The organism is Paenibacillus sp. 1A_MP2, assembly GCF_052244825.1.
GTDB classification, from domain to species: domain Bacteria; phylum Bacillota; class Bacilli; order Paenibacillales; family Paenibacillaceae; genus Paenibacillus; species Paenibacillus vandeheii.
Window position 1 is genome coordinate 179653 of record NZ_JBQQCS010000001.1, and the last position, 20896, is coordinate 200548.

Annotated in this window: 19 protein-coding genes, 1 tRNA gene and 1 other RNA gene; 5 read left to right on the top strand and 16 right to left on the bottom strand. The window is 45.5% G+C overall.

The window, feature by feature from the left end; translation table 11 throughout:
• Window positions 1–98 precede the first annotated feature (98 nt).
• Genes ACTWJ7_RS01105 through ACTWJ7_RS01115 form a run of 3 tightly spaced genes read right to left on the bottom strand, consistent with a single transcriptional unit; the run spans window position 99 to window position 728 of the window.
• Window positions 99–344: a hypothetical protein gene (locus ACTWJ7_RS01105; RefSeq protein ID WP_301881129.1), complete on the bottom strand. Its 246-nt coding sequence runs from the start codon at window positions 342–344 to the stop codon at window positions 99–101.
• A gap of 10 nt (window positions 345–354) precedes the next feature.
• Window positions 355–492, bottom strand: coding sequence for a hypothetical protein (locus ACTWJ7_RS01110; protein ID WP_301881131.1), 138 nt, complete (start codon window positions 490–492; stop codon window positions 355–357).
• On the bottom strand, window positions 492–728 hold the full coding sequence (locus ACTWJ7_RS01115) for a helix-turn-helix transcriptional regulator (RefSeq protein WP_301881132.1): 237 nt from the start codon (window positions 726–728) through the stop codon (window positions 492–494). Before ACTWJ7_RS01115 ends, ACTWJ7_RS01110 begins: the two co-directional genes overlap by 1 nt.
• 142 nt (window positions 729–870) lie before the next feature.
• Between ACTWJ7_RS01115 and ACTWJ7_RS01120 the strand changes: the two genes are divergently transcribed.
• The 3 genes from ACTWJ7_RS01120 (at window position 871) to ACTWJ7_RS01130 (ending at window position 3945) form a co-directional block, all read left to right on the top strand.
• A complete protein-coding gene (locus tag ACTWJ7_RS01120; protein ID WP_301881133.1) occupies window positions 871–1260 on the top strand; it encodes a helix-turn-helix domain-containing protein in 390 nt (129 codons plus the stop codon).
• A gap of 384 nt (window positions 1261–1644) precedes the next feature.
• On the top strand, window positions 1645–2364 hold the full coding sequence (locus ACTWJ7_RS01125) for a hypothetical protein (protein ID WP_301881134.1): 720 nt from the start codon (window positions 1645–1647) through the stop codon (window positions 2362–2364).
• A gap of 81 nt (window positions 2365–2445) precedes the next feature.
• The gene (locus ACTWJ7_RS01130; protein ID WP_443145069.1) at window positions 2446–3945 is read left to right on the top strand and encodes a recombinase family protein; all 1500 of its coding nucleotides are present in this window, start codon (window positions 2446–2448) and stop codon (window positions 3943–3945) included.
• A gap of 8 nt (window positions 3946–3953) precedes the next feature.
• Here ACTWJ7_RS01130 and ssrA read toward each other — a convergent pair.
• The 10 genes from ssrA to ACTWJ7_RS01180 all read right to left on the bottom strand — a co-directional run bounded on the left by ssrA (window position 3954) and on the right by ACTWJ7_RS01180 (window position 16679).
• Window positions 3954–4316: a transfer-messenger RNA gene (gene ssrA, locus ACTWJ7_RS01135) on the bottom strand.
• A gap of 682 nt (window positions 4317–4998) precedes the next feature.
• The gene (gene smpB / locus ACTWJ7_RS01140; RefSeq protein ID WP_024629496.1) at window positions 4999–5481 is read right to left on the bottom strand and encodes an SsrA-binding protein SmpB; all 483 of its coding nucleotides are present in this window, start codon (window positions 5479–5481) and stop codon (window positions 4999–5001) included.
• 153 nt (window positions 5482–5634) lie between these two features.
• Window positions 5635–8436, bottom strand: coding sequence for a ribonuclease R (gene rnr / locus ACTWJ7_RS01145; protein WP_443145070.1), 2802 nt, complete (start codon window positions 8434–8436; stop codon window positions 5635–5637).
• Window positions 8437–8887: 451 nt separating this feature from the next.
• Window positions 8888–9121, bottom strand: coding sequence for a preprotein translocase subunit SecG (gene secG / locus ACTWJ7_RS01150; RefSeq protein ID WP_024629498.1), 234 nt, complete (start codon window positions 9119–9121; stop codon window positions 8888–8890).
• Between the two features lie 229 nt (window positions 9122–9350).
• A complete protein-coding gene (gene eno, locus ACTWJ7_RS01155; RefSeq protein WP_024629499.1) occupies window positions 9351–10637 on the bottom strand; it encodes a phosphopyruvate hydratase in 1287 nt (428 codons plus the stop codon).
• A gap of 240 nt (window positions 10638–10877) precedes the next feature.
• On the bottom strand, window positions 10878–12422 hold the full coding sequence (gene gpmI / locus ACTWJ7_RS01160) for a 2,3-bisphosphoglycerate-independent phosphoglycerate mutase (protein WP_024629500.1): 1545 nt from the start codon (window positions 12420–12422) through the stop codon (window positions 10878–10880).
• Complete coding sequence (gene tpiA, locus ACTWJ7_RS01165) at window positions 12422–13174, bottom strand: triose-phosphate isomerase (RefSeq protein ID WP_301881139.1); 753 nt, start codon at window positions 13172–13174, stop codon at window positions 12422–12424. The genes gpmI and tpiA overlap by 1 nt, the downstream gene beginning before the upstream one ends.
• A gap of 33 nt (window positions 13175–13207) precedes the next feature.
• Window positions 13208–14389, bottom strand: a complete 1182-nt coding sequence (locus tag ACTWJ7_RS01170; protein WP_024629502.1) for a phosphoglycerate kinase — start codon at window positions 14387–14389, stop codon at window positions 13208–13210.
• A gap of 149 nt (window positions 14390–14538) precedes the next feature.
• Window positions 14539–15546 (bottom strand): type I glyceraldehyde-3-phosphate dehydrogenase, encoded by a 1008-nt coding sequence (gene gap, locus ACTWJ7_RS01175; RefSeq protein ID WP_056695277.1) that lies wholly within the window; start codon window positions 15544–15546, stop codon window positions 14539–14541.
• 107 nt (window positions 15547–15653) lie between these two features.
• Window positions 15654–16679 carry a sugar-binding transcriptional regulator gene (locus tag ACTWJ7_RS01180; protein WP_024629504.1) on the bottom strand — a complete coding sequence of 342 codons (1026 nt, stop codon included), beginning with the start codon at window positions 16677–16679 and terminating at the stop codon, window positions 15654–15656.
• Between the two features lie 482 nt (window positions 16680–17161).
• Between ACTWJ7_RS01180 and ACTWJ7_RS01185 the strand changes: the two genes are divergently transcribed.
• Window positions 17162–17236, top strand: a tRNA-Arg gene (locus ACTWJ7_RS01185).
• A gap of 178 nt (window positions 17237–17414) precedes the next feature.
• A complete protein-coding gene (gene clpP / locus ACTWJ7_RS01190) occupies window positions 17415–18011 on the top strand; it encodes an ATP-dependent Clp endopeptidase proteolytic subunit ClpP (protein WP_079344952.1) in 597 nt (198 codons plus the stop codon).
• Between the two features lie 189 nt (window positions 18012–18200).
• On the opposite strand, the gene ACTWJ7_RS01195 is transcribed toward clpP, so the two are convergent.
• The 3 genes from ACTWJ7_RS01195 to ACTWJ7_RS01205 form a co-directional block, all read right to left on the bottom strand.
• Window positions 18201–19298 carry a PdaC/SigV domain-containing protein gene (locus ACTWJ7_RS01195; protein WP_301881141.1) on the bottom strand — a complete coding sequence of 366 codons (1098 nt, stop codon included), beginning with the start codon at window positions 19296–19298 and terminating at the stop codon, window positions 18201–18203.
• Between the two features lie 364 nt (window positions 19299–19662).
• Window positions 19663–20418 carry an SIMPL domain-containing protein gene (locus tag ACTWJ7_RS01200; protein WP_301881142.1) on the bottom strand — a complete coding sequence of 252 codons (756 nt, stop codon included), beginning with the start codon at window positions 20416–20418 and terminating at the stop codon, window positions 19663–19665.
• A gap of 147 nt (window positions 20419–20565) precedes the next feature.
• Window positions 20566–20835, bottom strand: coding sequence for an HPr family phosphocarrier protein (locus tag ACTWJ7_RS01205; RefSeq protein ID WP_017691248.1), 270 nt, complete (start codon window positions 20833–20835; stop codon window positions 20566–20568).
• Window positions 20836–20896 lie beyond the last annotated feature (61 nt).

Below are 20896 nucleotides of genomic sequence, written 5' to 3' on the forward strand. Positions count from 1 at the left end.
CGTGATCACCTCCCTCCTCGGAATATTCCATATTGGAATGGGAATGCAGTTAACCTCGTAATATGATTGTTTCAAGAGCTTCCCCGCTCGTGATCCCTTCATCGCCCGCCGGCAGCCGGTACAGCTCGGCGGGTTTCTTGTATTCTCTTGAGTTCAGTTTCACTATCCCGTTTCAGGGATTTGAACTCACGTTTCGATATAAGATGCGGATTCTTACATTGGCGTTCTAGTGACAACGTATGATCGATAGCCTGATCCATCGTCATCTTGCCAACATTAACTCGGGTGACTACAGCGGCAATGAAACATGCTCGTGATGTGGATTTGATCCAATAAAAGCGCATTTGCTTCACCTCACTTGACTGATTTCTTGGAGCCGAGCTTTTCTTTATTAGCCTTGATTTCACGACACGCTCTTTCGAGTAATTCACGGTCAAACACGCCTGTATCAATAGTGACCTTGGTCGTATCCGTCTGTTTAGGTGTGTTCATTAGCTCGCTCCTTTCTGAAAAGAACACGTTTCGTGCGGTTCAGAGTCAAAAAAAATCTCTTGTACTGTTTTCTCATAGTAATTGGCGATTCGTATTTTAATTTCGTCTTTTGGAATCCGCTGAGCATTTTCATACATTTGCAACGCACTAACGCTGATTCCTATAGCATGTGATGTTTCTTCTCTGCTGGTATCGCCTCGAAGCTCTATGAGTCGCTTAGCAATCAATTGTTTCATAGTTGTTGGCCCCACCTTTCAAAAACACATTTCGTGTTGTTGATCTTATTATATAGAACACATTTCGTGGTGTCAACACGTTTTGTGTTTCTGAATATTTTTTAACACGTATTGTGTTAATATTATGAATGGGTGATAATTGATGGCCACTTTTGGGCAAAAGTTACGTGCAATTCGCACGGGAAACAATCTAACGCAAAAAGACCTTGCTACAATATTCAAGGTCAGTGAAAGTGCGATTGGTATGTATGAAAGAGACGAACGGGAACCGTCATTCAAATTTATTAATGATGTTGCAGACCGTTTTGAGGTAACCACAGATTACTTACTAGGAAGAACTAGTGATACAAATCAAGGTACATCTAAGGTTATTTCAAAAGGAGTAAAAGAATTCCTTAGTGCAATTGAATTAGCTGACGATGAAGCAATTTTGAAACTAAAAGGAATGTTGCGCCACGAAGGTAATGAGTTATCAGATGATGCTATAAGGGAAATTATTTCTTATGCTCGTTACAAAGCAAATCAAGAATAATGTCTGGTAGTTCAAATCCGAGTTCTTCAAAAATGTCCTTAACTTCGTATTCTTCTGTTTTCTCTTGGTCCATGCTGCCACTTCCGTTCCTGTTTCTTGGTAAAAAAATAGAACACTTGTTCCTATTTAATTCTAACATGTGCTCCTATGATTGGTAAATCCTCAGCAGTTATTTCTTGATAATTATATCTGTGGATCAGCACAGGAACGGTATTAATTGGCTCACACTGGAGTAAAGAGTTACATCTGAAGAACGGCTGCATCAAAACAACATCTTACCATCATCTCGTAAATCGTCTTTACGAAGTGATGTTTACATATACAACACTAATGTACGAGCAAATTCCCAACCGATGGGACAGAGAAAAGAGAAGGTATAGAAAGATGAAAAAAGTAGCTTTATTTACTATGGTTTTCGCACTTGTAGCAGTATTGTCGGCATGCGGAGATACAAAGGAGAATTCTTCTTCGCAAGCCAGCCAAACAGAAACCAAACAACAAGAAATTGAAGCAGAAAACCAAAAACTAAAAGAAGAAGCTGAAGCTTTGAAAAAAGAGTTAGCTGAAAAAGAAGCTTCCGAAGTTGAAACTGCAGCTACTGAGGTGAGCACAGAAACGCAAGAACCAGAAACTAAAAGTGCTGTTACCGCGGAAATGATGAGTGTAGTTGTTCCTAATCTTGTAGAGGGTGGCGCTGTTGACCAAAAAACCTACGATTATTTGGTAAAACATGCTGATCTCTTTCCAGCTGTAACTGCTGAAACAAAAAAAGCTGCAACCAAGGAAGTAGATAGCAAAATCACTTCGAAGCACCTCTTTAAAAATATTACCCCTTACCTTGATAAGATGGTAAAAGTAACTGGTACCGTTGTGCAAGTACAAGAAGAAGAAACAGATTTCGGCACTGTAGCGTCTATACATATCATGGACGAATCCGGTAACTCCTTAATCGGTTATTATAATAATTCAACAGGAGATATTCTCGACGGTGATGATGTGACAATGCGCGGAGTTCCTACAGCAGTCTATTCTTTTGACAATATAAGTGGTGGAACTACGAATGCTATTATGTTGGCCGTTTCTACAGTTCAAAAAGTCCAATAATAAACTAACAGCAGATAAGCCCTACGGGGCTTTTCTTTCGCACCAATAACCGAACATACATTCCTAAAAGGAGCGAATAAAATGAAGGCAGCCCTATACATCCGCGTAAGTACAGACAGACAGAATGAAGAAGGGTTCTCCATGGAAGCGCAGCACGATTTACTTATGGAACTACTGGAGAAGAAAGGGATGGAGTTGTACCGCGTTTACTCCGATCCAGGAATCAGTGGTAGAACGATTAAAAAGCGCCCTGGTATTCAAAGGCTTATTGAAGATATGAAAGCTGGAAAGTTCGATGCAGTATTGATTCATAAGTTAGATCGCCTCAGCCGAAACCTGGGAGACTTGTATGACTTTATTGCCATGATCAACAAGCTTAATAAGCGTTTCGTGGTGGCATCTTTGGGGAGCGAGGAAATAGACACACAATCTCCAATGGGGAAAGCTTTCCTGTACTTTAACGGAATTTTTGCTGAAATTTATTCGGATAACCTTCGGGAGGAAACCTTAAAGGGACTTACAAAGAAAATGGAGAACGGTGGGCTGCATATGTCCAAGGCTCCTCTCGGGTACGATATCGAAGTGATTAATGGAGAGCGTAAGCTGATAGTAAATCACTACGAAGCAGAACTGATTAAAGAAGTATTCCGGCTGTACCTTGCTGGCAAAGGGGTTGTGTCCATAGCGAAACATATGAATGGGCACAGTCGTGGAAAAGAAGGTGGGGTATGGGACAGCAAGTATGTAAGGATCGTACTGCAGAACCATACTTACACTGGTCATAATCACTTCAAGCCGGTACTATGGGAAGAATCCAAAAGAATCATCAAACCTGGGGAACATGAAGCAATTATTTCTATGGAGGATTTCCTGAAGGTACGTAAGATGATGGAGCGGCGTGGAGAGAATCACATGAGCAAACATAGTTATGATTATCCGTATGGAGGAATTGTTAAATGTGGGGCATGTGGGGCAACATACATTGGAAATGCGTCAAGACAGACACTCGTAGATGGAACCGTACGCGTATATAGGAGTTACCGCTGCCGGAATCAGTATTCAAATAAAACTTGTGATGCTCCAGGGATTTCAGAACATCACCTTCAGCAGCTCGTCTTCGAGCGACTGCAGATCACCAATAAAAAACTTCAGGACAAAAAAACGACCGCTCAGGCCAAGAGTGATCAGCGTATGCTTCAGAAAGAAATTGAGGTATCGAATCGTCGCCGTAAGAACTGGATGCTTGCGCTCGGGGATGGAAAGCTGTCTCCTGATGATTATGCCAACTTGATTGACGACGAAGAAGCCAGAATGAAGGCAATTACTACTCAGTACGAAGAAAAAGAAGATTATTACATTAACGAGCTGTCTACAGAAGAGATTAAAGACATGATGGCCAACTTGAAAGATAACTGGGTACTCATCGAGCCTGAGACGCAAAAGCTGCTTGTGCAATCCATGTTCCGTCAGATTGTAATAAAAAGAATCAGACAAGTGGGGCATCCTTCAAATGCTCACCGTCTGATTCTTTTTTCTTGGAGATTTTCTCTAAACGCCTTCAACATAGTACTTACTCATTAAGTACCATCTTGGAGGCGAGGGGAGTCGAACCCCTGTCCGAAGATAACGACACATAAGCTTCTACGGGTGTAGTCACAGTTTTGATGTCACCCGAGTATCGCCCTGTAACCGGCTATACGTTGGGTCAGCCTGATTGTCTTCTTCAGCACACCCCAGGCGGAGATGTGACAGCGTATCCCACTACTTGTTAGCCCCTAATCCTGTCACATGGGCGATGCAGGTTAGAAGCACGCACACAGTTTCTTAGGCTGCGAAAGCGTAGTTTGTTTGTTGTTTGCCGTTTAATAGGCTTTAGCGTTGATGAAGTGGACGCGTCCCCACTACCCGCTACCCATGCTCGAACTATCCCCGTCGAATCCATAAACGCCCCCTCATATAAGAAGGGCTCCAGGATTAATCCGTGAATACGGAGCAAAGGTGCTGCACATCTTTTTCCTCCAAGGTAAAAAGATGCTTCTTTCAAACTCGGCATTCCTGTCTGCTACAAGAACATCATAACACAGGACCAATCACCGATATAGTACAGATTGCTGGAAGACGTTCCAGCAGGCTGAGCAACTGTGCAAGTTTATCCAACACACATATGAGGCTCAATCGTCTACATATTATACCGCGTCCCTCAAGCGAAGTAAAGTTGAGTACCGAAGTGCAGACAATTCATGAGCATGAACAGCTTTCTTAACTATCTTACCCATGATCCGAACAAAGTACGCAGCCATCAGCAAACTTACTCCCACGATTCTTTCCAGCAATCCTCACAAGTTTACCCGGTACCACTGCTAACAATTTCATTAGACAGGACGTGGCAACAACTGGTGTATCTCATATCAGAACTGGCACAATAATCTGACAGACTTGGCCGTACGGCAGGTCAGCATGATGCGCCAAACCATTACACCGCTCCCCCGTAGCAAGGACTCTTTTATCAAATCAAAAAATCCCAAGATCCACCCCAATACGGGCAAAACCTGAGATCCTTATTTCTAACATAACGCACTTATCACTAAATAACTTACCGTGCGCCATTCAACACATAGCAATCGCAAATCCAAATCAACGAGCAACCTTCTGCTTCTCGCGCAGAACCCGTTGAATATCACGTTGGGCATCGCGTTTTGCAGCAGACTCCCGTTTATCGTACTGCTTCTTACCTTTACCCAGCCCGAGCAATAGCTTTGCATACCCGTTACGAATATAGATCTTCAGCGGTACAATACTGTATCCGTCCTGCTTCGACAGCCCAAGCAGCTTGTGAATCTGCACTTTATGCATCAACAACTTGCGTGTACGGGTTGGATCAATTGGATTATGACGATTCCCTTGTTCAAAAGGGCTAATATGCATATTGTGAATATGAATCTCACCGTTCCGAATCGTGGCAAAAGCATCGCCAATATTCGCACGGCCGTTACGAAGAGATTTAATCTCCGTTCCGGTAAGCACCATGCCCGCTTCATACGTATCTTCAATGAAGTAGTCATGGGAAGCCTTTTTATTCTGTGCAAGCACTTTACTCTGTCCATCATTCTTGCCCATGTCCTCACTCCTTCTCCGTAAAATAAGCCGGTACCATGCTCTACAGCAGCGCACCACAATTTCCTCAGGTACCACATGCCAGACCTTAATTGTAGCAAGTACCGCTGTTAAAATCAAGAAAGAGGCGGTCTGCGCCGCCCCTCCTCATTACACTCATTTCATGCTCAGCGAAACCCGATTACTTTTCTTCTTCCGTACAAAAGCCGCCGTTCCGTTGGCAGGTGCACCTTTATTCTTCTTGCGCTTGCGGCGTGGTGCTCCGCCTTCCTGAACACCGCCTGGTGTAGCTCCTTCGCCGATAAACACTCCGCTAGGTGAGGTGTTTTTGCGTGCACTACCGCTTTTGCCACCTTTACCTCCGCCTTTACCGGATTTGAAGCTTCCCTCACCGCGACTGCTGCCGCTGTTCAGACCATTCTCTTGACCACCAGCTGAAGTGCCTTCCTGGCCACCTGCTGTAGTACTATAGCCGCCTTTGCCTGAGCCAAAACCAAAGCTTACCGCTCCCTTGCTCCGACCCGCTGATCCGCCGGCGTCTCCAGTACGACGCTCACCTCTCGGTTTACCGCCAACTTTGCCACCTGCGCTTCCTGCTGTGTTCGAAGCTCCGCTACGGCCGCCACGACCACCTTTGCTGCTCTCATCGGCTGATCTGCCACCACGGCTGCCTGCAGCACCAGTTGGGGCACCTTTACCACCACGCGAGCCACTGAATCCACCGGAACCACTCTTCGCTCCACCGCGTCCTCCGCCACCAGCAGGACGTCCACCTTTACCGCCCCGTCCACCACTGAAGCCACCTGGACGTTCACCGCGAGGTTTCATGTCGACCATTTCAAAGTCAATCGTGTACTCTTCCATGCTCACACGGGCCACACGAATCTTCACCTCATCACCGATGCGGAAGACTTTAGATGTACGTTCGCCAATCAGAGCCATATGTTGATCGTCAAAATGGTAATAGTCGTCTGTGAGCGCACTCAGGCGAATCAGACCTTCTACTGTATTCTCCAGTTCAATGAACATACCGAAGCTGGTTACACTGCTGATCATGCCTTCGAACTCTTCGCCGACTTTATCAAGCATGTACTCCGCTTTTTTCATTTTCTCTGTATCACGTTCAGCTTCAACCGCCACACGCTCACGTTCCGAGGACTGCTGCGCAATATCGGCCATACGTCCAGCCAAATACTCCTGACGGTTCTCAGGCAAAGCCCCATTGTTCTCAATCACTTCCCGAATAACACGGTGAATGACGAGATCGGGATAACGACGGATCGGTGATGTGAAGTGACTGTAGAACTCTGCTGCCAGACCAAAGTGACCCGACATCTCGGAGTCATATTTCGCCTGCTTCATGGAACGCAGCATCATTGTGCTGATAACCGTCTGTTCCTTCGTTCCGTTAATATCCTCAAGCAGGGATTGAAGCGCCCGTGGATGAATCGCGTTGCCACGTCCTTTGACGTGATGTCCGAAATTCGCCGCAAAGGCGAGAAAATTTTGCAGTTTTTCCTGATCTGGATCTTCATGCACACGATAGATGAACGGAACCTTCAACCAGTGGAAATGCTCTGCTACCGTTTCATTGGCTGCCAGCATGAATTCCTCAATGATTTGCTCCGCAATCGAACGCTCCCGCTTCACGATATCAACCGGTTTGCATTCCTCATCCACAATGATTTTGGATTCTTCAAAATCAAAGTCAACCGCACCGCGGCGCATACGCATCGCACGAAGCTTCAAAGCGATCTCTTTCATCAAGTGGAAATCGTCCACCAAATCCTTGTAACGCTCCAACAATTCAGGCTCTTCACCTTCAAGAATTTTGCGAACGTTGGAATACGTCATCCGCTCTTTGGTCTTGATCACACTTGTAAAGATGTCGTGTTTCACAACCTTCATCTGGTCGTTGAACTCCATTTCACAAGATAACGTCAAGCGATCTACCTGCGGATTCAAACTACAGATCCCGTTGGACAGACGTTGTGGCAGCATCGGAATAACACGGTCCACCAGGTACACACTGCATCCGCGGTTGTACGCTTCCTGATCCAACTTGGAGTTTTCCCGCACGTAATAGCCTACATCGGCAATATGAACGCCCAGACGATAGTTACCGTTCGGCAACTTCTCCACGTTGACAGCGTCATCGAGATCCTTGGCGTCTTCGCCATCAATCGTAACGATATTCAGCCCACGCAGATCGCGGCGACCCTGTTGGACAATTTCTTCTTCCGTAATGGCGTCTGGCGCTTTTTCGGCTTCTTCCACGACTTCATCCGGAAAGGCTTCTGGCAGCTGGTGCTTACGGATTACGGACAAAATATCAATACCCGGCTCATCCTTATGACCGAGAATCTCGATCACTTCACCTTCTGCTGCTGCCCGGCCCTCTGGATAGCTGACGATTTTTGCAACAACTTTTTGTCCATCAACAGCCCCGTGGAAGTTCGGACGCGGGATGAAAATATCCCGGTTAATCCGCTTATCATCCGGTATAACGAAACCGTACACCTCGTGACTTTGGAATACACCAACAACCTGCGTAACCGCACGGGTAACAATACGGACAATCTCACCCTCCAAACGTCCACCGGAAGGTCCTTGAGAAGTCACTTTAACCAACACCGTATCACCATTCATGGCGCTTTTCATATCATTGGCGTGGATGTACACATCCGGGTGCTCCCGATCCTCAGGGATGAGGAAAGCAAACCCTTTCGCATGAGCCTGCAAACGTCCACGCACCAAATCCATGCGTTCTGGCATGCCATAGCGGTTATTGCGGGTCAGCAGGACTTTGCCGGATTCCTCCAGCGTATTGAGCATAATCAAAAAGGCTTTGAAATCAGCCGCGTCTTCAATCTCGAAGTGCTGTTCCAGTTCCTGATAAGTCATCGGTTTATAAGCGGTTTCCCGCATGAAGTCGAGCAATTGTTGTTCTGTTATCATTAATATTCACCTCGGGAAACATAAAAGTGTAATCTTGTCTCGTCTCTCTATGTATCAGAAACCTTACCAATAGAAAAGCCGTCTAACTCAGGCCTCACTATCTCATACCCTAGTATACACGAATTCAATCCGGCGCATCCGTACCCTGCAAAATAAACTGAATATGCATGGCCCTTTGAATAAGCGCGCTTTCATGCATCATAACAGCATTTATGCTACATGTGTTTTTGCTCTCGAACAGACAGAAAGAAACGGCCCAGAACAGGGCGAATATGTAGGAAGGTAACCGAACGGAAGTGAGAAGAAATCGAAGATCAAAATCGTGTGGTTCATTGGAAAAGACTGGTCATGGATGAATTTATTAAAAAACCTCCGTTTCTTCTCGAAACGAAGGTAATCATTTAAGCGATTACGCTCAAGCTATTGAATTGTTCAGGCATATATCCGATTCTTACTTGGACACAACCGTAACAATAATAGACAAAATGAAGAATCCTGCACCCAGTACAACCGTTGCACGTTGCAAGAAAAGATCCAGTCCGCGCGCTTTCGTTTTACCGAAAAGATGTTCCGCACCACCGGAGATGGCACCCGCCAAACCAGCGCTTTTTCCGTGCTGCAGCAATACTACAGTGATTAGACCGATCGAAAATACGACGAGCAGCAATTTCAAAGCAATATCCATTCATTCCACCTCCTACCCATGTGGGCATAACATCTCACCATAAAAACAGTTACTTTAATTGTAACACAGCAATTAGCGTGATACAAGTAGTGGCGATCTCTCAATTCACTGATACTCAAATATTCAGTGAACAGTATCCATATTTATGGGTATTGAAATGCATCTAACAAAAACAAATAAAAAGGACAAGCCGGTTAACCGGCTTGCCCAAGAGTTGTCAGAAGACAACTTATTTTTTGAGGTTGTAGAAACCTTTAAGACCATTGTATTGAGCCAGTTCACCCAGTTGATCCTCAATGCGAAGCAATTGGTTGTACTTCGCGATACGGTCTGTACGGGAAGGAGCACCCGTTTTAATTTGACCCGCGTTTGTTGCAACAGCGATGTCAGCGATTGTGCTGTCTTCGGACTCACCGGAACGGTGAGAGATTACAGCAGTGTATCCTGCACGTTTAGCCATTTCGATTGCATCGAATGTTTCAGTCAATGTACCGATTTGGTTAACTTTGATCAGGATGGAGTTACCGATACCTTCTTCGATACCTCTACCCAGACGCTCTGTGTTCGTTACGAACAAGTCATCACCAACGAGTTGTACTTTGTCTCCCAGTTTTTCTGTGAGCAATTTCCAACCATCCCAGTCGTCTTCGGACATACCGTCTTCAATGGTGATGATAGGGTATTTCTCAACCCATGAAGCCAGAAGGTCAACATACTCAGCGGAAGTGTAAGATTTACCTTCGCCAGCAAGTGTGTATTTACCATCTTTGTAGAACTCAGTGGAAGCTACGTCCATACCCAGGAATACGTCAACGCCTGGTTTGTAACCTGCTTTTTCAATCGCTTCGATGATTGTAGTGATTGCTTCTTCGTTCGAACCAAGGTTCGGTGCGAAGCCGCCTTCGTCACCTACAGCTGTGTTCAGGCCTTTGGAGCTCAGTACGGATTTCAGGTTGTGGAAGATTTCTGCACCTACGCGAAGAGCTTCTTTGAAGCTTGGTGCTCCAACAGGAAGAACCATGAACTCTTGAACGTCGATGTTGTTGTCAGCATGCTCACCACCGTTGATGATGTTCATCATTGGTACTGGAAGTACTTTAGCGTTGAATCCGCCCAGGTAAACGTACAATGGCAGGTCCAGAGCGTCAGCAGCTGCGCGAGCTACAGCCATAGATACAGCCAGGATTGCGTTCGCACCCAGTTTACCTTTGTTTGGCGTACCATCCAAAGTAATCATCAATTTGTCAATACCCAGTTGATCCAATGCATCCATACCGATTACTTCTGGAGCGATTGTTTCGTTTACGTTTTTAACAGCTTGCAGAACACCTTTACCCAGGTAACGGGATTTGTCGCCATCGCGAAGCTCAACGGCTTCGTGGGCACCAGTGGATGCACCGGATGGTACGATAGCGCGTCCGATTGCGCCGGACTCCAGGTATACTTCAACTTCAACTGTAGGGTTACCGCGGGAGTCGAGGACTTCGCGAGCGTACACGTCAGAAATAATAGTCATGAGTGATAATCTCCTTTTAATGTGGAATTTTATTTTAATACGTACAGAACAATCGGGTTTCACCAAGCCACTCCGCGTGCAGTACCGTCTTCCGATCGCTGTTATCCCCTGATTTCATTGAACCTATTTTTATAAGTTGAAATCATGTGATAAAGGCGACCGCTTCGCTTCTACAGATCGGTTCTGCCCGCTTCGTTAAGGTTTAACTTTAGCCTTATTCAATAACCTATTAAAATTATATTATTTACGGGTAGCAATGACCGATGTACCTGTCATTTCAGCCGGTTTAGGCAATTGCATCAGGTCAAGAATCGTTGGAGCGATATCCGCGAGGATTCCGCCTTCACGCAGGGTAACATTCGCATCTGTAACGATGAATGGAACCGGGTTCGTTGTGTGAGCCGTGAACGGACGTCCTTGCTCATCGAACACCATATCCGCGTTACCATGATCCGCAGTAATCAGCACAACGCCGCCTTTAGCGAGAACTGCATCCACAACACGGCCCATGCATTCGTCTGTTACTTCTACTGCCTTAATCGTAGGCTCCAGCATGCCGGAGTGACCAACCATATCAGGGTTAGCGAAGTTCAGAATGATGGCATCATGTTTGTCTGCTTCAATCTCGCGAACACATGCGTCAGCTACTTCATACGCGCTCATCTCCGGTTGCAAGTCATACGTTGCAACTTTTGGTGAGTTGATCAGCACGCGTGTTTCGCCTGGAAGCTCAACATCACGGCCGCCGCTGAAGAAGAAGGTTACGTGCGGGTATTTCTCAGTTTCTGCAATACGCAATTGTTTCTTGTTGTTCTGTACCAGCACTTCACCCAGCGTGTTGTCGAGGTTTTTAGGCGAGTAAGCCACATAACCCTCAACAGTCTCGCTGAACAGCGTCAGGCACACGAAATGCAAGCCCACAGGGAACTTCGGACCACGGTCGAAACCACGGAAATCCTGGTTCGTGAATACTTGCGACAATTGGATCGCACGGTCAGGACGGAAGTTGAGGAAAATGACGGAATCGCCGCTCTCCACCAAGCCTACCGGTTGGCCATCCGCTTTAACGATAACCGTTGGTTCAACGAATTCGTCAAATACGGATTTTTCATACGATTCTTCAACCGCTCTGAGTGGGTCAGTGTATTTTGGTCCATCACCATAAACGATGGCACGATATGATTTCTCAACACGTTCCCAACGTTTGTCACGGTCCATCGCATAGTAGCGACCTTGAACCGTTGCAATTTGTCCTACACCGACTTCTTCAATTTTAGCAATCAGCTTCTGCATGAATTCTCTACCGCTATCTGGCATAACATCACGGCCATCCATGAAGGCATGAATGTATACGTCATTCATTTCTTCTTTTTTGGCGAGATCCAGCATAGCGAACAAGTGGTCGATGTGACTATGTACGCCGCCATCGGACAACAATCCATACAAGTGAAGCTTTTTACCGCTTTGTTTCGCTTCGCGAACAGCTTTAACGAGTGTTTCATTATCGTAAAACTCACCGTCACGAATCGATTTGGAAATACGAGTCAAATCCTGGTATACGATCCGGCCAGCACCAATGTTCAGGTGACCTACCTCGGAGTTCCCCATTTGCCCTTCTGGCAAACCTACAGCTTCACCGCAAGCAGTGAGCGTTGTATGAGGGAATTGGCTCATAAAACGGTCATAGTTCGGTTTCTTGGCTTGCGCTACCGCGTTGCCTTCCACCGTGTTCCGAAGACCAAAGCCGTCCATAATGATCAGTGCTACAGGTTTTGGAGCTGTCATTACTTCGCCCCCTCAACAAGCGCGATGAACGAAGCCGGCTGCAAGCTGGCACCGCCAACAAGCGCGCCGTCGATGTCGCTTTGTCCGAGGTATTCTGTTACGTTCTCAGGTTTAACACTGCCGCCGTATTGAATACGAACTGCATCTGCTACCTTTTGGTCGTACAGATCCTTCACCAGCGTACGAATGTAAGCAATAACTTCATTCGCATCTTGGGAAGTGGAGGATTTGCCTGTACCGATCGCCCAGATTGGCTCATAAGCGATAACCACTTGTGCTACCTGCTCAGCAGTCAGACCTGCCAAAGCTGCTTCTGTTTGCACTTTGCATACGTCTTTCGTCTGATTGGCTTCACGCTCTTCAAGCGTTTCACCAAGGCAGAAGATTGGAGTCAATCCGTGACGGAATGCTGCATGCAGCTTTTTATTGACAGTCTCATCGGTTTCCGCAAAATATTGACGGCGCTCCGAGTGACCAATAATGACATAATCCACACCCAGGTCTTTCAGCATAACGCCGCTGATTTCACCTGTGAATGCACCATTGTCTTCGAAATGAAGATTTTGTGCACCAATTTTGATGTTTGTGCCTTTAACGGCTTCTACCAGGGACGGCAGATTCGTAAACGGTGCGCAAATAACCGTCTCTACGCCTTCAACTTCCGCTTTTCCTTTAACTTCCTGAATGAAGTCATTGGATTCGGAAACCGTTTTGAACATTTTCCAGTTACCTGCGATAATCGGTGTTCTCATGGTTTTCAACTCCTTCATGCTATAGCTTAAAGCTTACTTATCGTTCAATGCAACTACGCCAGGAAGCACTTTGCCTTCCATGAACTCGAGCGATGCACCGCCACCTGTAGAGATGTGGTCCATTTTGTCAGCCAATTTGAACTTCTCAGCTGCTGCAGCGGAGTCACCACCACCAATAATGGTGTAAGCTTCTGTCTCTGCACAAGCTTCAGCAACCTCACGTGTACCGTTAGAGAAAGGTTCAATTTCGAATACGCCCATTGGTCCGTTCCATACAACCAGCTTGGAGTTTTTAATTACTTCAGCATAGATTGCACGTGTTTTCGGTCCGATGTCCACGCCTTCCCAATCTGCAGGGATGCCGTCGATGCCAACGATTTGTGTGTTTGCACTTGCACTGAAATCGTCAGATACAACAATATCTACCGGTAGGTAGAAATTTTTGCCCAATTTTTTCGCTTTTTCAATAAAACCAAGAGCAACATCCAGTTTGGAATCATCCAACAAAGATTGTCCGATTTCATGTCCTTGTGCTTTGAAGAACGTGTAAGTCAGACCGCCACCGATGATTACGTTGTCTGCAATGTTCAACAGGTTGTCGATTACATCGATTTTGTCTTTAACTTTGGAACCACCGATGATTGCTGTGAAAGGACGCTCAGGGTTGGAGATTGCTTTGCCCAACACTTCAAGTTCTTTCTCCATCAACAGACCGGATACTGCTGGCAACAAGTGAGCGATACCTTCTGTCGAAGCGTGTGCTCTGTGAGCTGCGCCGAATGCATCGTTAACGAATACGTCAGCCAGTTCAGCGAATTGTTTTGCGAGTTCCGGATCGTTTTTCTCTTCACCCGCGTGGAAACGAACGTTCTCAAGCAACAATACGTCGCCGTTGTTCAGTTCAGCGATTTGAGCTTTTACTGTTTCGCCAACGGAATCATCCGCTTTAACCACTTTTTTACCGAGCAATTCGGACAAACGTTCAGCAGCTGGAGTCAAACGCATGGATTCAACCACTTCGCCTTTTGGACGACCCATGTGGCTTGCCAAAATAACTTTAGCACCTTTTTCGATCAAATAATTGATCGTAGGAAGCGTGGCACGAATACGTTTGTCATCTGTAATTTTACCATCTTCGAGCGGCACATTAAAATCTACACGGACAAAAGCCCGTTTTCCTGTCAATTCGATATCGCGTACACTTTTTTTGTTCATCTGTATTTCCTCCGCACCCATGTATTTGTTGGACCAATCAAGAGCTGAAACCCCTTGTCAATCCTGGTGTTTTTGAGAAATTTGCAAAATGTTGATATATAAAGAGCGGAAACAATAGCATCTGTTTCCGCTCTATGTTATTGCAGATATTACTTAATCATTTTTGCAAAGTGCTCCAAAGTGCGAACCAGTTGAGCAGTGTAGGACATTTCATTGTCATACCAAGCTACAGTTTTAACCAATTGTTGGTCGCCAACAGTCAGAACTTTAGTTTGAGTTGCATCAAACAGGGAACCGAAAGTGATTCCTTGGATATCGGAAGATACGATTTCGTCTTCTGTGTATCCGAAAGTTTGTGGATCGGAAGCTTCTTTCATTACTGCGTTAACTTCTTCAGCAGTAACTTTTTTACCCAGAACAGTTACGAGCTCAGTCAGGGAACCAGTAGCTACTGGTACACGTTGAGCTGCACCATCAAGTTTGCCTTGCAGTTCTGGAATAACCAGACCGATTGCTTTAGCAGCACCAGTTGTGTTAGGGATGATGTTTTCAGCTGCTGCACGAGCACGGCGGAAGTCACCTTTAGGGTGTGGAGCATCCAAAGTGTTTTGGTCGCCAGTGTAAGCGTGAATTGTAGTCATCAAACCTTGAACGATTCCGAATTTGTCTTGCAGTGTTTTTGCCATAGGTGCCAGGCAGTTTGTTGTGCAAGATGCGCCGGAGATTACAGTTTCAGTACCGTCGAGGATTTCATGGTTTACGTTGTAAACGATGGTTTTCATGTCGCCAGTAGCTGGTGCGGAGATAACAACTTTCTTAGCTCCACCTTTCAAGTGTTTCTCAGCTGCTTCTTTAGTTGTGAAGAAACCAGTACATTCCAGAACGATATCTACGCCGAGGTCGCCCCATGGCAGTTCTTCTGGGTTACGGTTAGCCAATACTTTAACTTCTTTGCCGTTCACTTTGAAGAAGCCGTCGTGTACTTCAACATCGCCATCGAAGCGACCTTGAGTTGTATCATATTTGAGCAAATGAGCCAGCATTTTAGCATCAGTCAAGTCGTTGATTGCTACAACTTCAATGCCCTCTACATTTTGAATACGGCGGAATGCCAAACGACCAATACGTCCAAAACCGTTAATACCTACTTTAATCATGAGTAAGTTCCTCCCAAGTTTTGATTGATTTTTTTATGAAGCTTATATATTCAAGACAGACGGTGAAGTCCGTCAAGACAACAATGTTTGTGGTGCAAAATAAAGCCTTATTCCATTTCGGCAACGATGACTTCGGCAGCAGCCTCATCAATAATCAGAATATCTTCCTGACCAAATCGCAAGACGGAATGTATGGCAGCAGCCTTGCTTTTGCCACCTGCAATCCCAATCACAACATCGGTCCGCTCAATATCCTGAAGTCGCATGCCCAGCGTAAGCATGGTATGTACCACCTCACCCTGATCATTAAAGTAATAACCGAAGGATTCCGATACGGCTCCTTGCTCCTGAAGTTCATCGATAATCTCAGGTGCAAGCTTGCGTCGCCGCGCCATCTCTACGGCATCACCGATTCCATGAATGACGATCCGTGATTTACGGATCAGCTGTAGAATCTCCTGAACACTAGGGTCCTGGATTAGTGATTCGTAGGCGTGATCACTAAGCAAATCCGGTACATGCAGGAGTTTGTATTGGGCTCCTACCCGTTTAGCCATCGTGGATGCGATCGTATTGGCCTGAATTTCGAGGCTTTCTCCCAACCCGCCGCGTGCCGGTACGAACCAGACACCTTTCAGCGATGTTGGCGGAGTCAGTTGCTCTGCCACTCCAGCCGTTGTTGAACCGCCAGTAACGGCGACAACATCATTATCACTCATAATATTACCCAGAGCCTTCGCTCCGGCTCTGCCCAGTTCCCGTTTGGCAAATGGAGAAATGTCCGAATCGCCAGGAACCACTACTACCTTTTGCAGACCGTAGGCTTGCTTGATGCGCTCTTCCAGTTCGGATAATCCAAACAGCTCTTTGGCGACGGGTTCCAACTGCTGCAGCAATTCATGCCCCGCCTCGCTGATCTTCATCCCTGCACTGTCAATTTCAATAAGTCCCTGAGCCTTTAACAAATCGGTCTCAGCCCTCAGAACCCGCTCGGTCATCTGCATGGAATTAGCTAACGTTCTTCGTCCGATCACATCCGATAACATGATCTGGTGCAGAATCGTATACCTCTTCTTCAAGACATCCATGAGATCAGGCAGAAGCTGCTTTTGCACTTCTAAAATCGTTCGCATGCTTTCCACTCCCGCAAGCTTCTCGTTCCAAGCTCTCTTTCATGGCCCTAAAACGTCCCGGGTTAACTTTTTAAGTCCCACGTCTATTCTACCTAAAACTGACGCGACATGCAAGTGTTTCGAAGCATTAATTCGACACGTTTCAGGCGTTTGTACGCGCCTATTTTCACAATGTCAATCTCCCAAGTCGAGAACAACCTGTCCGATACTATATATAGAAGGAAAGCAAAAATCTCATCTACATATTGCTCGCTTTTGTTTTTCATATAGTATGTCCCAAACCTCTTTTAGCATTTACCTATTTGCGCTCTTTATCCACTTATCTTCATCATGATCCATTTCAGAGTAATCCAAACCAAAACAGCGAGCATCTGCTTGCAATTAAATTACTCATGAGCTATAATCATTATTGCTGTCACATATTTGAAACGTATATTACAAAACTGCTTTTAAGCAACTATATTTGCAGCAATAATCAATGTGCGCCCGTGGTCCAATGGATATGACGTAGGCCTCCGAAGCCTGAGATCCAAGTTCGATTCTTGGCGGGCGCGCCATTCTTAATTAGCAGCTCATAACCCTTTTAACCAATGAAACCGAATAGGTTTCTTTTTTTCAAACTTAGTTTGACTTTCTTTGACTTTTTGTTTGAAATTGTTTATGATGTGGTTAATACGGTAACAGTTTATATATAAACACCAATTTAACATTTACATTTCCGAGGAGGTTTTTCACGTGAGTTATATTCCAATGGTCGTTGAACAGAGCAACCGGGGTGAGCGCGCCTATGACATCTATTCCAGATTGCTGAAGGATCGTATCATCTTCCTTGGCAGTGATGTAAATGACGTTGTGGCGAATGCCATCATGGCACAGATGTTGTTCCTAGCTGCGGAAGATCCGGAGAAAGACATTCACTTATACATCAATAGCCCAGGCGGATCGATTACAGCCGGTATGGCCATTTACGATACAATGCAATTCATCAAACCGGATGTATCTACCATCTGTGTAGGTATGGCGGCTTCCATGGGTGCATTCCTGTTGAACGCAGGTGCCAAAGGTAAACGTTTTGCTTTGCCTAACAGCGAAATCATGATTCACCAACCACTTGGTGGTGCGCAAGGTCAAGCTTCGGACATCGAAATCCGTGCCCGTCGCATCCTGAAAATGCGTGACACCTTGAACCGCATCATCTCTGAACGTTCAGGCCAACCACTGGAGCGTATCGAGAAAGATACAGATCGTGACTACTTTATGAGTGCTGCTGAAGCTGCCGATTACGGTATCATCGATAAAGTCATCGAAAACGTAGGTTCCCAAGGCATCTAAGCCAAGCGAATCGCCAATTAAACGGATATACCATATAGCCAACTCAAACGGCAACGCCCAGTTGAGTTGGCTATATGAAAAGGACGCTCTCGTCAATGACGAGAGCGTCCTTTTTTGAAGATACATATGAGTGCATGATATATATTTATTCGATTTCACTTTAACTCTAATACCTTAACTCTAATACTTTTACTTGTTTGCTGTTAAGCCACTAAACGGCTCTGTGCCTTTAGGTAGCAACTCTTTATACGTGAACGGGAATTCCGGGAATCCTTCTGCGTAAGCTGTGTACTCATACAACTGGAAGAATACAACCACACCTGTTGGTGTTACATAGAAATCCTGATCTTTATTCAGGCCTTTATAGCCTTCAAGGTAACCTCCACGAGCTTTAAGCTGAACTCCAACTTTTTTGCTTACCGTTTCACGCACAGTTTTGTTATTTTGAATCACATCATCCAGACTCAGTTCCTTACCGGAATCAAGGGCAAAGGTGTGTCCTGAACGAGTCGTCATGCCATGTGCACCAGCATAATCTTCATAACGCTGAGTAATCAGACCCAGAACACCACTTTCGTTATACGTCACGACATAAGTGCTCTCAAATGCATATGGACGGTTCGCTGCTGCGTCGCCGAATTCCTTGGTTTGTTTTTTGAAATCCGCTACAAAAGCATCGACTTCATCTTTCAGCACCTTGTTGATGGCCGCTGCTGCTTTATCGTTAGCCAATCCGCTCACCTGAGGATATTGAATATCGACTTCGGCGTTCTTGATGCTCACCTTCACGGTTGCCGCCTTAACCGCCACACTATTCTGCTTCACCTTGCTCAGCGTCAGTGTCTTCGCTTTTCCATCCCAGCTGCCCTGAACTCCCAGATAATCTCTCATTGCAGAAAACGGAATATACAAGCGGCCATTAATCAGTTTTGCTTCGAATTGTGGGTAGTAATTGTTAATTCTAACACTCGGTGCCCCATCAATCATGCTGATTGTCATCGTATTATTGGCTGCCGTTAAGGCGTACTCTTTAGCCTTTGCATCATATTTCAAGCTTCCACCCGCCACATCCTTCACTGCGGTAAGCGATACCCAGGTAGAACCGCCTTGCAGAAGTCCTTTTTGAGTAAGTGTTTTGCCTCCCGATTTCAGGGTTACCTCAGTAGGCGTTGTCACTTTCGTCGATACAGATGCCGCCTGTACGGAACTATCCTGCCATACAGCCCCGCTCCCCACAATAATTCCTGCCGCCAATAGTGCACTAGTCCATTTTTTCCATGATGTCATATATATAACTCCTCTCTCGAATTCAAATTTGAGTGGCATTGCGTATGTATCCTGATTTGTTCGTATGTCTCATACGCTCACCTCTTTATTATAATTAACCCAATTCCGGAAAGGTTTACAGCTTCAGTTACAATGTTGTTCGATCCAGATGCCTATAATGAAGGTTTTGTTACGAACAAACGGACAAAAAAGATACCAAAAAACAGCAATTTAATTCTTCATATTTCAACTCTTCTTTTCAAACTTCATCAAAGTCCGCCTTTATAACAAAAAAGACGCTGTCCATCGGACAACGTCTTTGTCATTATTGCCTTTCGCCCGCCCAAGCATCTCTTTAACGGACATTTGGTAATAATTATTTTGCTTATTTCATTTCATAAGTAATATTGAGCGTTGTGCTTACTTTAACCTGTCCTGTTTCAATTTCTGTGCTACCAGCAGAATCAGCTGTCGCTTTGGACATCAGAGACTCACTTGCATAGAACACAGGCACATTAGCGTCACCTTGACTCACGGACAGAACAGCGCCCAATTGGCGTTTAACCGCTTTTGCAATAGCTCCAGCTTTTACATCAGCATTGGCAACGGCTTTCTCAATGACTTGAGCTTCAAAGCTCTCCGGTTTTTCGACTGTAAAACGTACATTCTCAATGTTGTTGGCCCCAGCTTCGGAAGCAGCATCCAAAAGCTCTCCAATCTTGTCCATCTGACGGTAAGTCACGGTCAGTGTGTGATGAGCGGTGTACCCTTTGATCTTTTGTCCATCTTTGTCGCTATACGTATAGTTGGGCTGTACGTAGAACTGGCTGGTTTGAATATCGTCCGCACTGATTTTCCACGTACTTTTCAGCAGATTGCTCACCTTTTGAATTTTCGCTGCATTCGCTTTTTGAGCAGAGGCAGCTGTATCCGCCGTACTGTTCACTCCGATGGAAAGATAAGCGATGTCAGGCTTCACCTGAATTTCACCTGTACCCACAACGTTAATCACGTTTTGTTGTACCCCCTGTACCTCAGCAGCATACGCATAATTACTAGGCGCTACCCACGCCGTACCTCCAACAAGCAATGTACCTGCAACCATCACCGCACCCAGCGGTTTCATCCATAATTTACCCATTACGTTAGCCTCCTTAAGTTTTAACATCTCATACTCAAATCGATTTGATACCTAACAGACGGGCTTAATTCCATAATGTTGCACTTGACAGCTATAAAACGCAAAAAAGCCCCTTTCGGGACTTCTTCATTGGGTTCAAATCATATCTTATTGGTTCTCAAGCTCTTCCTTGCTTACCAGACTAACTAAAGCGTTTACAGCCTGCTCGGCATCCGCGCCTTCTGCACTAATCTGGATTTCCGTACCAGTACTGATTGCAAGGCTCATGATCCCCATGATACTTTTTGCATTTACTTTTTTGTCGTCCTTCTCGACGAACACTTCAGATGAGTACTTATTCGCTTCTTGAACGAACAGTGCCGCAGGTCTGGCATGGAGACCCGTTTTCAAACGGACAACTACCGGGTGCTTTGTCATGGAAACTTACCCCCTATTATGAAATCTGGACATTAAATACACAATTATATTTATAACATTA